Annotated in this window: 13 protein-coding genes; all 13 read left to right on the top strand. The window is 68.1% G+C overall.

The annotated features are described in order from the left end of the window. The first annotated feature begins 13 nt into the window (after window positions 1-13). The 13 genes from prmC (at window position 14) to atpD (ending at window position 12,553) form a co-directional block, all read left to right on the top strand. Window positions 14-859, top strand: a complete 846-nt coding sequence (prmC, locus tag AB0M62_RS21695) for a peptide chain release factor N(5)-glutamine methyltransferase (protein WP_366075906.1) — start codon at window positions 14-16, stop codon at window positions 857-859. A 44-nt stretch (window positions 860-903) separates the two neighbouring features. Continuing rightward, complete coding sequence (locus AB0M62_RS21690) at window positions 904-1,551, top strand: L-threonylcarbamoyladenylate synthase (protein ID WP_366075905.1); 648 nt, start codon at window positions 904-906, stop codon at window positions 1,549-1,551. After that, window positions 1,548-2,207 (top strand): protein-tyrosine-phosphatase, encoded by a 660-nt coding sequence (locus tag AB0M62_RS21685; protein ID WP_366075904.1) that lies wholly within the window; start codon window positions 1,548-1,550, stop codon window positions 2,205-2,207. The genes AB0M62_RS21690 and AB0M62_RS21685 overlap by 4 nt, the downstream gene beginning before the upstream one ends. Before the next feature lie 84 nt (window positions 2,208-2,291). Further along, a complete protein-coding gene (gene glyA / locus AB0M62_RS21680) occupies window positions 2,292-3,542 on the top strand; it encodes a serine hydroxymethyltransferase (protein ID WP_366075903.1) in 1,251 nt (416 codons plus the stop codon). 93 nt (window positions 3,543-3,635) lie between these two features. Further along, window positions 3,636-5,003 carry an MraY family glycosyltransferase gene (locus AB0M62_RS21675; protein ID WP_366075970.1) on the top strand — a complete coding sequence of 456 codons (1,368 nt, stop codon included), beginning with the start codon at window positions 3,636-3,638 and terminating at the stop codon, window positions 5,001-5,003. A 261-nt stretch (window positions 5,004-5,264) separates the two neighbouring features. Beyond that, window positions 5,265-5,702 (top strand): hypothetical protein, encoded by a 438-nt coding sequence (locus tag AB0M62_RS21670; protein WP_366075902.1) that lies wholly within the window; start codon window positions 5,265-5,267, stop codon window positions 5,700-5,702. Window positions 5,703-5,927: 225 nt separating this feature from the next. Continuing rightward, window positions 5,928-6,743 (top strand): F0F1 ATP synthase subunit A, encoded by an 816-nt coding sequence (atpB, locus tag AB0M62_RS21665; RefSeq protein WP_366075901.1) that lies wholly within the window; start codon window positions 5,928-5,930, stop codon window positions 6,741-6,743. Window positions 6,744-6,817: 74 nt separating this feature from the next. After that, window positions 6,818-7,048: an ATP synthase F0 subunit C gene (gene atpE, locus AB0M62_RS21660; protein WP_030768902.1), complete on the top strand. Its 231-nt coding sequence runs from the start codon at window positions 6,818-6,820 to the stop codon at window positions 7,046-7,048. Between the two features lie 41 nt (window positions 7,049-7,089). Continuing rightward, on the top strand, window positions 7,090-7,635 hold the full coding sequence (locus AB0M62_RS21655; RefSeq protein WP_366075900.1) for a F0F1 ATP synthase subunit B: 546 nt from the start codon (window positions 7,090-7,092) through the stop codon (window positions 7,633-7,635). Then, complete coding sequence (locus AB0M62_RS21650) at window positions 7,632-8,447, top strand: F0F1 ATP synthase subunit delta (protein WP_366075899.1); 816 nt, start codon at window positions 7,632-7,634, stop codon at window positions 8,445-8,447. The genes AB0M62_RS21655 and AB0M62_RS21650 overlap by 4 nt, the downstream gene beginning before the upstream one ends. Window positions 8,448-8,577: 130 nt before the next feature. Further along, window positions 8,578-10,173, top strand: coding sequence for a F0F1 ATP synthase subunit alpha (atpA, locus tag AB0M62_RS21645; protein WP_366075898.1), 1,596 nt, complete (start codon window positions 8,578-8,580; stop codon window positions 10,171-10,173). A gap of 20 nt (window positions 10,174-10,193) precedes the next feature. Continuing rightward, complete coding sequence (locus AB0M62_RS21640) at window positions 10,194-11,111, top strand: F0F1 ATP synthase subunit gamma (RefSeq protein ID WP_366075897.1); 918 nt, start codon at window positions 10,194-10,196, stop codon at window positions 11,109-11,111. Then, window positions 11,111-12,553 (top strand): F0F1 ATP synthase subunit beta, encoded by a 1,443-nt coding sequence (atpD, locus tag AB0M62_RS21635; RefSeq protein ID WP_366075896.1) that lies wholly within the window; start codon window positions 11,111-11,113, stop codon window positions 12,551-12,553. Before AB0M62_RS21640 ends, atpD begins: the two co-directional genes overlap by 1 nt. Window positions 12,554-12,606: the final 53 nt, after the last annotated feature.

The following is a 12,606-nucleotide window of genomic DNA, read 5'->3' as shown; positions in this document are numbered from 1 at the left end:
CGGAGGAAGGCCCGTGAACCTTCTGCTCGCCGAGGTGGCCCAGGCCACCCAGCGGCTGGCCGACGCCGGCGTGCCCTCACCGCGCTTCGACGCGGAGGAGCTCGCCGCTTTCGTGCACGGCGTCAAGCGGGGGGAGCTGCACCACGTCAAGGACACGGACTTCGACGCCCGCTACTGGGAGGCCGTCGCGCGCCGCGAGGCGCGGGAGCCGCTCCAGCACATCACCGGCCGGGCCTTCTTCCGCTTCCTCGAGCTCCAGGTCGGGCCGGGCGTCTTCGTACCGCGGCCGGAGACCGAGTCCGTCGTCGGCTGGGCCATAGACGCCGTACGGGCGATGGACGTCGTCGAGCCGCTGATCGTCGACCTCTGCACGGGCTCCGGGGCGATCGCCCTGGCCATGGCACAGGAAGTGCCGCGGTCGCGGGTGCACGCCGTCGAGCTGTCCGAGGACGCGCTCCGGTGGACCCGTAAGAACGCCGAGGGCTCTCGCGTGAACGTGCACCAGGGGGACGCGCTGACGGCTCTGCCGGAGCTCGACGGCCAGGTCGACCTCGTCATTTCCAACCCGCCGTACATTCCGCTCACCGAGTGGGAGTACGTTGCGCCCGAAGCGCGTGACCACGACCCCGAAATGGCCCTCTTCTCCGGTGAGGACGGGCTCGACACCATCCGCGGTCTCGAGCGCACCGCCCACCGCCTGCTGCGGCCCGGCGGTGTCGTCGTCATCGAGCACGCCGACACCCAGGGCGGCCAGGTGCCGTGGATCTTCACCGAGGAACGGGGCTGGGCGGACGCCGCCGACCATCCGGACCTGAACAACCGGCCGCGTTTCGCTACCGCCCGCAAGGCCATGCCGTGACCGCGGCCCGCACAGACCACACCACGCACGAGGAGGCCCGCTAAATGGCACGGCGATACGACTGCAACGACGCCACGGACCGCAAGACCGGTCTGCGCGAAGCCGCGTCCGCCGTCCGCCGCGGCGAACTGGTCGTGCTGCCGACCGACACCCTCTACGGCATCGGTGCGGACGCCTTCAGTGCCGAGGCCGTCGGAGACCTGTTGCAGGCGAAGGGCCGGGGCCGTTCCATGCCCACGCCCGTCCTCATCGGCTCCCCGAACACCCTGCACGGGCTGGTCACCGACTTCTCCGAGCAGGCCTGGGAACTGGTCGACGCCTTCTGGCCCGGCGCCCTGACGCTCGTCGCCAAGCACCAGCCCTCGCTGCAGTGGGACCTGGGGGAGACCCGTGGCACCGTGGCGGTGCGGATGCCGCTGCACCCGGTCGCCATCGAGCTGCTCACCGAGGTCGGCCCGATGGCCGTCTCCAGTGCCAACCTCACCGGTCACCCGGCCCCCGAGGACTGCGACGCCGCGCAGGAGATGCTCGGCGACTCTGTCTCGGTGTACCTCGACGGCGGTCCGACGCCCGGCATCCAGCCGTCCTCGATCGTCGACGTCACCGGCAAGGTTCCCGTGCTGCTCCGGGCCGGCGCGCTCTCCGCGGAGCAGCTCCGCGAGGTCGTACCCGACCTCGAGGTGGCCAGTTGACTGCCCCTGAGGGGCGTGGCATAGCGGGACCCAGCACCACCGAGACCTTCCGCATCCTCCACGTCAGCACCGGCAACGTCTGCCGCTCGCCGATCACCGAGCGGCTGACCCGCCATGCCCTGACCGACCGTCTGGGCGAGCCGCTCGGCCCGTTCGGGACCCGCGGTCTGATCGTGGAGAGCGCGGGCACCTGGGGCCATGAGGGCGCCCCGATGGAGGCGAACGCGGCGGCCGTCCTCGCCGACTTCGGCGCCGACGCCTCCGGCTTCACCGGCCGGGAGCTGCTCGACGAGCACGTCATCCGGGCCGACCTCGTCCTCACCGCGACCCGCGACCACCGGGCGCAGGTCATCTCGATGGGCCACTCCGCGGGACTGCGTACGTTCACGCTCAAGGAGTTCACCCGGCTCGTACGGGCCATAGACCACGCGACGCTGCCCGACCCCCTCGACGAGGGCGTGGTCGAGCGTGCCCGGGCCCTGGTCCGCGCGGCAGCGGCTCTACGCGGGTGGCTGTTGGCCCCGACCGCGGAAGCCGACGAGGTGTACGACCCGTACGGCGCACCCCTGACCTTCTTCCGGTCGATCGGCGACGAGATCGATCAGGCGCTGGACCCCGTGGTCACGGCCCTCACCGGAGTCCCGGCCCGGACCTGAGGCGCTCGAGCACCTGCGGCCGCAGGGCTGCGGGCCTACATTGGCGTTACCACCCCACCGCCCGGAGCGACCCGGAGCAGCGCCATGACGGTCACCTCAGCACAGACTCGTACCCACTGGGTTCCGGACTTCGAGGCGCTGCGCCGCCAGGACCCCGAGCTCGCGGACGTACTCCTCGGCGAGCTGAACCGGCAGTCCACCGGCCTCCAGCTGATCGCCGCGGAGAACTTCACCTCGCCCGCGGTCCTCGCGGCCCTCGGCTCCCCGCTCGCCAACAAGTACGCCGAGGGGTACCCCGGCGCCCGTCACCACGGCGGCTGCGAGCTGGTCGATGTTGCCGAGCGGATCGCCATGGAACGCGCCATGGGCCTGTTCGGTGCCCAGCACGCCAACGTGCAGTCCCATTCCGGATCCTCGGCGGTCCTCGCGGCCTATGCCGCGCTGCTCAGGCCGGGTGACACGGTGCTGGCCATGGGACTGCCGTACGGCGGCCATCTCACCCACGGCTCCCCTAACAACTTCTCCGGCCGCTGGTTCGACTTCGTCGGGTACGGGGTGGACGCCGAAAGCGGCCTCATCGACTACGACCAAGTGGCGGCGCTGGCCCAGAAGCACCGTCCGAAGGCCATCGTGTGCGGGTCGATCTCGTACCCGCGGCACCCGGACTACGCCGCGTTCCGCGACATCGCCGACGAGTACGGCGCCTATCTGATCGCCGACGCGGCCCACCCCATCGGGCTGGTCGCCGGAGGAGCGGCACCCAGCCCCGTCCCGTACGCAGATGTCGTGTGCGCCACCACCCACAAGGTGCTGCGCGGCCCGCGCGGCGGAATGATCCTGTGCGGGGAGGCCCTGGCCGAGCGGATCGACCGGGCGGTCTTCCCGTTCACCCAGGGCGGTGCCCAGATGCACACCATCGCGGCCAAGGCGGTCGCCTTCGGGGAAGCCTCGACCCCGGCGTTCGCCGCGTACGCCCATCAGGTGGTCACCAACGCCCGGGTGCTCGCCGACGCCCTGGCCGAGGAGGGTTTCGCGATCACCACGGGCGGCACCGACACCCATCTGATCACCGCCGACCCCGCCCCACTCGGCGTGGAAGGCCGTACGGCCCGTGGCCGGCTCGCGGCGGCCGGGCTGGTCCTGGACACGTGCGCCCTTCCGTACGGCGACCAGCGCGGCATCCGGCTGGGTACCGCCGCCGTCACGACTCAGGGCATGGGCGAGGCAGAGATGGCGCGCATCGCGGTGATCTTCGGCGCGGCCCTGCGAGAGGACGCGAAGGCGCGTGCGGAGGTGCTGGAACTCACGGGACGATTTCCGCCCTATCCGGGGTGAGAGGTCTCCCGGAACCAGGGGCGGGTACCCGTACGTCCTCGAGCACAGAGCCATCGAAGCTAGTGTGTGGGGCTGAGATGGCCGGCGATACATCTGGGGCAGCCCGTGCGTGAATACCTGTTGACGCTCTGCGTCACAGTCGCGGTGACCTATCTGCTGACCGGGCCGGTGCGCAAGTTCGCCATCGCGGTCGGTGCGATGCCGGAGATCCGCGCCCGCGACGTGCACCGCGAGCCGACTCCGCGGCTCGGCGGAATCGCCATGTTCGGCGGTCTGTGCGCGGGTCTGCTGGTCGCCGACCACCTGGCCAGCCTCAACGGTGTGTTCGAGCTCTCGAACGAGCCGCGCGCGCTGCTGTCCGGTGCCGCGCTGATCTGGCTGATCGGCGTGCTCGACGACAAGTTCGAGATCGACGCACTGATCAAGCTCGGCGGGCAGATGATCGCTGCGGGCGTCATGGTCATGCAGGGCCTGACGATCCTGTGGATTCCGGTGCCCGGCATCGGCTCGGTCTCGCTGACCCCCTGGCAGGGCAATCTGCTGACCGTCGCGCTGGTCGTGATCACGATCAACGCGGTCAACTTCGTGGACGGGCTCGACGGCCTCGCCGCAGGCATGGTCTGCATCGCGGCCGGAGCGTTCTTCATGTACTCGTACCGGATCTGGTACGGGTACGGAATCGAGGCGGCCGCCCCCGCTACGCTCTTCTCAGCCATCCTGATGGGCATGTGCCTGGGCTTCCTGCCGCACAACATGCATCCCGCCCGGATCTTCATGGGGGACTCCGGCTCGATGCTCATCGGCCTGGTCCTGGCAGCCGGGGCCATCTCGATCACCGGCCAGGTGGACCCGGACTCGATGAAGCTGTTCATCGGCGGCGAGCGCGAGGCCACGCACGCGATGCTGCCGGTCTTCATCCCCCTGCTGCTGCCCCTGACGATCATCGCGATCCCGGTGGCGGACCTGGTGCTGGCGATCGTCCGGCGCACCTGGAACGGCCAGTCGCCGTTCGCGGCGGACCGTGGCCACCTCCACCACCGGCTGCTGGAAATCGGACATTCCCACAGCCGCGCGGTGCTGATCATGTACTTCTGGTCCGCCCTGATCGCCTTCGGCGCGGTCGCGTACTCGGTGCACTCGGCGTCCATGTGGATCGTGATGATGATCGTGATGCTGAGCGCCGTGGGCCTGATTTTGCTCCTGCTGCCGCGCTTCACGCCGAGGGCGCCGCTCTGGGCGCAATCGTTCGTACCGCCCCGCTACCGGCGCCGGGCCGTGCGGCACGCAGGTACGGCGGAAGGGGCGCTCATGCGCCCTCACGAGGACGAGGCGCCCGAGGCACCGCCGGCGGAGCCGGAACGGCCGCCCGTGGTGGCCGGTGTCTCCGGAGTCAACGGAGCGACGGCCATCGGTGCCCGATCGCGCTTCCCCGACCGGCGGAAGGCCGGCTCGGCCCGCTGACGATGCCTCACGCAAAGCCCTATACCAGACAAACCACTCAGCGCGCATGCACACACGTGCGGGGTAACTCTCATGTGTGACAGTCAGCACACTCCGTTGGTAAAGACCTCATCAAATAGTTTGTGATACCGTTCACGAAACCCGGCGACAGAGCCGAAGGACCGTAGTGCAACGGTCCATTGGCGCGAGGCGCGATCTCGGCCCGGGCCTACGCTCGTCCATGACGACACTCATGCCCCCACCACCTGCGGAGCTGCCGCCATGCGGTCCAATGACGCCCGAACACTCCTTCAATCCGCCCTGCCCACCGCTGCCGCCGGCGTTGTCGCCGCGATTGTCAGCGCAGTGGTCGCGGGCGGTAAGGGAGCCGTCGGAGCCGTCGTCGCGACGCTGATTGTGATCCTCTTCATGGGGATCGGGCTGGTGGTTCTGGAGCGGACGGCGAAGTCCCTTCCGCACCTGTTCCAGGCCATGGGGCTCATGCTCTACGCGGCGCAGATCCTGTTGCTGTTCATCTTTGTCGCCGCATTCAAGAACACCACGCTGTTCAACCCCAAGGCCTTCGCCATCACGCTGGTCGCAGCGACCCTGGTATGGATCGCCGCGCAGGCCCGTGCGCATATGAAGGCCAAGATTCTTTACGTCGAACCCGACTCCTCCGAGGCCAACAAGCCCGGAGACAAGGGGTCGTCGTCGTGAGGGGTAGGGCCGGTATAAGTGCGCGTTCGAGATCCTGCTATCGTCCGGTTCCAACTGCGGCACTGCGGGCGCGGGCATCTGAGCTGACGCCTGCTCAATCGCGAGGCTCGATGCCTGACAGCCGCCCCCACATCCGTTACACCAGTCCAGTGCCGAACCGCGGCTGTGCGCCGCGCCGACACAACGAGGTTGCCGTACCTATGCGCCACGCTGAAGGAGTCCGCGGTGAGTGCTGACCAGATGACGCTCGCCTTCGACGCCGATTGTCATATCTTCACCGGTTGCGGCTTCCCGGCGCCCAGCCTTTGGTCCTTCATCTTCGAGCCCATCGCCGGAGATACGGACGGCTGGTACTTCAACAAGCCGATGCTGCTGGCCCTTATCGGCACAGTTGTGATCATCGCCTTCTTCTGGGCTGCTTTCCACAAGCCCAAGGTGGTGCCGGGCAAGCTCCAGATGGTCGGCGAGGCCGGCTACGACTTCGTACGCCGCGGCATCGTGTACGAGACCCTCGGCAAGAAGGAGGGCGAGAAGTACGTCCCCCTGATGGTCTCGATCTTTTTCTTCGTCTGGGTGATGAACCTCTGGTCCATCGTGCCGCTCGCGCAGTTCCCGGTGACCGCGATCATCGCGTACCCGGCGGCCCTCGCACTGGTCGTCTACGTGATCTGGATGTCCGTGACGTTCAAGCGCCACGGCTTCGTCGGCGGCTTCAAGAATCTGACCGGCTACGACAAGTCGCTCGGCCCGGTTCTGCCGATGGTCATGGTCATCGAGTTCTTCTCGAACGTGCTGGTCCGCCCCTTCACGCACGCGGTCCGGCTCTTCGCCAACATGTTCGCGGGCCACACGCTCCTCGTTCTGTTCACCATCGCCAGCTGGTACCTGTTCAACGGCTGGGCGATCCCTGCCGCGGGCGTGTCCTTCGTGATGGTGCTCGCCATGACCCTGTTCGAGCTCTTCATCCAGGCTGTCCAGGCGTACGTCTTCGTCCTCCTGGCCTGCAGCTTCATCCAGGGCGCGCTCGCCGAGCACCACTGATCGCCCACCCCTGAACCAACAGTCGTCCGGTGGCCAACCCCCACCGGTCCGTGAAAGAGAAGGAAGAACCCGGCATGTCTCAGACCCTTGCCGCCGTCACCGGCTCCCTCGGCTCGATCGGCTACGGCCTCGCGGCCATCGGCCCCGGCGTCGGCGTCGGCATCATCTTCGGTAACGGCACCCAGGCGCTCGCCCGCCAGCCCGAAGCTGCCGGCCTGATCCGCGCCAACCAGATCCTCGGCTTCGCCTTCTGTGAGGCGCTCGCCCTCATCGGTCTGGTCATGCCGTTCGTCTACGGCCCGTGATTTCGGCCGACGAGCAAGTCCACTAGACGAAAGGCACTGATGTGAACCCTCTGGTTCAACTCGCGGCAGAGGAGCCCCAGAGCCCTCTGATTCCGCCGATCCCAGAGCTCATCGTCGGCCTGCTCGCCTTCGCCATCGTCTTCTTCTTCCTTGCGAAGAAGCTTCTTCCGAACATCAACAAGGTTCTGGAAGAGCGCCACGCGGCGATCGAGGGTGGCATTGAGAAGGCCGAGGCGGCCCAGACCGAGGCCCAGAGCGTGCTCGAGCAGTACAAGGCTCAGCTCGCCGAGGCCCGCCACGAGGCCGCGCGCCTGCGCCAGGAGGCGCTGGAGCAGGGCACTGCGCTCAAGGAAGAACTGCGCGCAGAGGGCCAGCGGCAGCGTGAGGAGATCATCGCTGCCGGCCACGCCCAGATCGAGGCCGACCGCAAGGCCGCCGCGAATGCGCTGCGTCGGGACGTGGGCAGGCTCGCCACCGAACTGGCCGGCAAGCTCGTCGGCGAGTCCCTCGAGGACTACGCCCGGCAGAGCCGCACCATCGACCGCTTCCTCGACGAGCTCGAGGAGAAGGCCGAGGCGGCCCGATGAACGGAGCGAGCCGCGAGGCGCTGGCTGCCGCACGCGAGCGTTTCGACGCGCTGACGGACAACACGTCCGTCGATGCGACGAAGCTCGCGGACGAGCTGGCTGCCGTTACCGCGCTGCTCGACCGCGAGGTGTCGCTGCGTCGGGTCCTGACCGACCCGGCGCAGCCCGGTGAGGCCAAGGCCGAGCTGGCCGGACGCCTGCTGAGCGGTCAGGTGGGTGGCGAGACCATCGACCTGATCACCGGCATGGTCCGCTCCCGGTGGTCGCAGTCGCGTGACCTGGTCGACGCTGCGGAGGAGCTGGCGGACATCGCCGACCTCACCGCGGCCCAGCAGGCCGGCGCCCTCGACGACGTCGAGGACGAGCTGTTCCGCTTCGGGCGGATCGTCGCCTCGAACGCCGATCTGCGCGCTGCGCTGACCGACCGCGCCGCCTCGGGCTCCGCCAAGGGTGCGCTGTTGCACAGCCTGCTCGGCGGCAAGGCCCACGCGATCACCGAGCGACTGGTCATGCGTCTTGTGACCCGGCCGCGGGGACGTAGCCTGGAGGCGGGACTCGAGTCCCTGTCCAAGCTCGCCGCGGAGCGCCGGGACCGCGTGGTCGCCGTCGTCACCTCGGCGGTGCCGCTCACGGACCAGCAGAAGCAGCGTCTCGGCGCGGCTCTGGCGCAGGTGTACGGCCGCCAGATGCACCTCAACCTCGACGTGGACCCCGAGGTCCTCGGCGGGGTGCAGGTACGCGTCGGTGACGAGGTCATCACCGGCACCATCGCGGACCGCCTCGAAGAGGCCGCGCGACGTATGGCCGGCTGACCAGCCACCAACTGAACAAGCAACACCAGCGGCCCGGTTGGGCCGTGCAGAAATTGCAGAAGATTCCTGGGGGTCGGCCCCCAGACCCCCTAAGAAACTTCGGGCCCAACAAGGAGAGCAGGGAACCCAGATGGCGGAGCTCACGATCCGGCCGGAGGAGATCCGGGACGCGCTGGAGAACTTTGTCCAGTCGTACAAGCCGGACGCGGCCTCGCGCGAGGAGGTCGGTACGGTCAGCGTTGCCGGCGACGGCATCGCGAAGGTCGAGGGTCTGCCCTCGGCCATGGCGAACGAGCTGCTGCGGTTCGAGGACGGCACTCTCGGTCTCGCCCTCAACCTCGAGGAGCGCGAGATCGGTGCGATCGTCCTCGGCGAGTTCAGCGGTATCGAGGAGAGCCAGCCGGTGCAGCGCACCGGTGAGGTTCTCTCCGTCGGCGTCGGCGAGGGCTACCTCGGCCGCGTCGTCGACCCGCTCGGCAACCCGATCGACGGTCTCGGCGAGATCGCGACCGACAGCCGCCGCGCCCTCGAGCTGCAGGCCCCTGGCGTCATGGTCCGTAAGTCGGTGCACGAGCCGATGCAGACCGGCTACAAGGCCGTCGACGCCATGGTGCCGATCGGCCGCGGCCAGCGTCAGCTGATCATTGGCGACCGTCAGACCGGCAAGACCGCTCTGGCCGTCGACACGATCATCAACCAGCGCGACAACTGGCGCTCGGGCGACGTGAACAAGCAGGTGCGCTGCATCTACGTCGCCATCGGCCAGAAGGGCTCCACCATCGCGTCCGTGCGCGGTGCGCTGGAGGAGGCGGGCGCGCTCGAGTACACGACGATCGTCGCCGCCCCCGCGTCCGACCCGGCCGGCTTCAAGTACCTGGCGCCGTACACCGGTTCCGCCATCGGCCAGCACTGGATGTACGCCGGCAAGCACGTCCTGATCATCTTCGACGACCTGTCGAAGCAGGCCGACGCCTACCGCGCCGTTTCGCTGCTGCTGCGCCGCCCGCCGGGCCGCGAGGCCTACCCGGGTGACGTCTTCTACCTGCACTCGCGTCTGCTGGAGCGCTGCGCCAAGCTCTCCGACGACATGGGCGCCGGTTCGATGACCGGTCTGCCGATCGTCGAGACCAAGGCGAACGACGTGTCGGCGTTCATCCCGACCAACGTCATCTCCATCACCGACGGCCAGTGCTTCTTGGAGTCCGACCTGTTCAACGCCGGTCAGCGTCCGGCCCTGAACGTCGGTATCTCGGTCTCCCGTGTCGGTGGCTCGGCCCAGCACAAGGCCATGAAGCAGGTTTCCGGCCGACTGCGCGTGGACCTCGCCCAGTACCGTGAGCTGGAGGCGTTCGCCGCCTTCGGTTCCGACCTGGACGCGGCCTCGAAGGCGTCGCTGGAGCGCGGTAAGCGCATGGTCGAGCTGCTGAAGCAGGGCCAGTACCAGCCGATGCCCGTCGAGGAGCAGGTCGTCTCCGTCTGGGCCGGCACCACCGGCAAGATGGACGACGTCCCGGTCGAGGACATCCGCCGCTTCGAGAGCGAGCTGCTCGAGCACCTGCGCCGTGAGCGCAAGGAGCTGCTGACCAGCATCGCCGAGGGCGGCAAGATGTCGGACGACACCCTGCAGTCCATCGCGGACGCCATCGCCAACTTCAAGCGGCAGTTCGAGACCTCGGACGGCAGGCTCCTGGGCGAGGACGCGCCGGCCGTCAACGTCTCCAAGTGACGACGGAAGGGACCTGACTCATGGGAGCGCAGCTCCGGGTCTACAAGCGTCGCATCCGATCCGTCACCGCGACCAAGAAGATCACCAAGGCGATGGAGATGATCGCCGCCTCGCGCATCGTCAAGGCGCAGCGCAAGGTGGCGGCGTCGATGCCGTACGCGACCGAGCTCACCCGTGCGGTGACCGCGGTGGCGACCGGTTCGAACACCAAGCACCCCCTGACCACCGAGTCGGAGGCGCCGACCCGTGCCGCGGTCCTGCTCGTCACGAGCGACCGCGGTCTGGCCGGCGGCTACTCCTCCAACGCCATCAAGGCGGCGGAGCGGCTCACCGCGCGGCTGCGTGGTGAGGGCAAGGAGGTCGACACGTACATCGTCGGCCGCAAGGGTCTGGCCTACTACGGCTTCCGCGAGCGCAAGGTCGCAGAGTCGTGGACCGGCTTCACCGACAGCCCGACCTACGGGGACGCCAAGCGGGTCGCCGCGCCGCTGATCGAGGCCGTCCAGACGGAGACGGCCGAGGGCGGCGTGGACGAGCTGCACATCGTCTACACGGAATTCGTGTCGATGATGACGCAGAACCCGGTGGACAGCCGGATGCTGCCGCTCAGCCTCGACCAGGTTGCGGAGGAGAACGGTACGAAGGGCGAGATCCTTCCGCTGTTCGACTTCGAGCCGTCGGCGGAGGACGTCCTCGACGCCCTGCTGCCGCGCTACGTCGAGAGCCGCATCTACAACGCGCTGCTTCAGGCCGCTGCTTCCGAGCACGCTGCCCGCCGTCGCGCTATGAAGTCGGCGACCGACAACGCCGGGGATCTCATCAAGAGCCTCTCCCGGCTTGCCAACGCGGCCCGCCAGGCCGAAATCACCCAGGAAATCAGCGAGATCGTCGGAGGCGCCAGCGCCCTGGCCGACGCGACCGCGGGGAGTGACAAGTAATGACGACCACTGTTGAGACGGCCGCAGCCACGGGCCGCGTCGCCCGGGTCATCGGCCCGGTCGTCGACGTGGAGTTCCCCGTCGACGCGATGCCGGAGATCTACAACGCGCTGACCGTCCAGGTTGCCGACCCGGCCGAGGACGGCAAGCTCAAGACGCTGACCTTCGAAGTCGCCCAGCACCTGGGTGACGGCCTGGTCCGTGCGATCTCGATGCAGCCCACCGACGGCCTGGTACGCCGTGCCGCGGTGACCGACACGGGCAAGGGCATTACCGTCCCGGTCGGCGAGATCACCAAGGGCAAGGTCTTCAACACCCTCGGTGAGATCCTGAACGTGGACCCGTCCACGGTCGAGGTCACCGAGCGCTGGCCGATTCACCGCAAGGCGCCGAGCTTCGACCAGCTCGAGTCGAAGACCGAGATGTTCGAGACCGGCGTCAAGGTCATCGACCTTCTCACCCCGTACGTCAAGGGTGGAAAGATCGGTCTGTTCGGTGGTGCCGGTGTAGGCAAGACCGTTCTGATCCAGGAAATGATCTACCGCGTCGCCAACAACCACGACGGTGTGTCGGTGTTCGCGGGCGTCGGTGAGCGTACCCGTGAGGGCAACGACCTCATCGAGGAAATGACCGAGTCCGGCGTCATCGACAAGACGGCGCTTGTCTTCGGTCAGATGGACGAGCCCCCGGGCACCCGTCTCCGTGTCGCGCTTGCCGGTCTGACCATGGCGGAGTACTTCCGCGATGTGCAGAAGCAGGACGTGCTCTTCTTCATCGACAACATCTTCCGTTACACCCAGGCCGGCTCCGAGGTGTCCACCCTGCTCGGCCGAATGCCGTCCGCGGTGGGTTACCAGCCGAACCTGGCTGACGAGATGGGTCTGCTGCAGGAGCGCATCACGTCGACGCGTGGCCACTCGATCACCTCGATGCAGGCGATCTACGTCCCCGCGGACGACCTGACCGACCCGGCGCCGGCGACCACCTTCGCCCACCTGGACGCAACGACCGTTCTGTCGCGTCCGATCTCGGAGAAGGGCATCTACCCGGCGGTGGACCCGCTGGACTCGACGTCCCGCATCCTGGACCCGCGCTACATCGCGAAGGACCACTACGAGGCCGCCATGCGCGTCAAGGGAATCCTTCAGAAGTACAAGGACCTCCAGGACATCATCGCGATCCTCGGTATCGACGAGCTGGGCGAAGAGGACAAGCTCGTTGTCCACCGCGCCCGTCGCGTCGAGCGCTTCCTGTCGCAGAACACCCACGTGGCGAAGCAGTTCACCGGCGTGGACGGTTCGGACGTGCCGCTCGAGGAGTCGATCGCCGCGTTCAACGCGATCTGCGACGGTGACTACGACCACTTCCCCGAGCAGGCGTTCTTCATGTGCGGTGGCATTGAGGACCTCAAGGCCAACGCCAAGGAGCTCGGCGTCTCCTGAGTCCCTGACTCGCCGGAGAGGGGCGGGTATGCCCCGCCCCTCTCCGTAGCGCC

Origin of the sequence: Streptomyces sp. NPDC051219, from assembly GCF_040682335.1 — a bacterium.
Taxonomy (GTDB): Bacteria; Actinomycetota; Actinomycetes; order Streptomycetales; family Streptomycetaceae; genus Streptomyces.
Note: the sequence above shows the minus strand (reverse complement) of the source record. Positions and strands in the feature narration are given on the sequence as shown.

Excerpts from the sequence above, each read along its gene's own strand:
- AB0M62_RS21650 (WP_366075899.1), top strand. The coding sequence starts at position 7,632 with ATGAACGGAGCGAGCCGCGAGGCGCTGGCTGCCGCACGCGAGCGTTTC.
- atpD (WP_366075896.1), top strand. The coding sequence starts at position 11,111 with ATGACGACCACTGTTGAGACGGCCGCAGCCACGGGCCGCGTCGCCCGG.
- AB0M62_RS21640 (WP_366075897.1), top strand. The coding sequence starts at position 10,194 with ATGGGAGCGCAGCTCCGGGTCTACAAGCGTCGCATCCGATCCGTCACC.
- atpE (WP_030768902.1), top strand. The coding sequence starts at position 6,818 with ATGTCTCAGACCCTTGCCGCCGTCACCGGCTCCCTCGGCTCGATCGGC.
- AB0M62_RS21690 (WP_366075905.1), top strand. The coding sequence starts at position 904 with ATGGCACGGCGATACGACTGCAACGACGCCACGGACCGCAAGACCGGT.
- atpA (WP_366075898.1), top strand. The coding sequence starts at position 8,578 with ATGGCGGAGCTCACGATCCGGCCGGAGGAGATCCGGGACGCGCTGGAG.
- AB0M62_RS21670 (WP_366075902.1), top strand. The coding sequence starts at position 5,265 with ATGCGGTCCAATGACGCCCGAACACTCCTTCAATCCGCCCTGCCCACC.
- glyA (WP_366075903.1), top strand. The coding sequence starts at position 2,292 with ATGACGGTCACCTCAGCACAGACTCGTACCCACTGGGTTCCGGACTTC.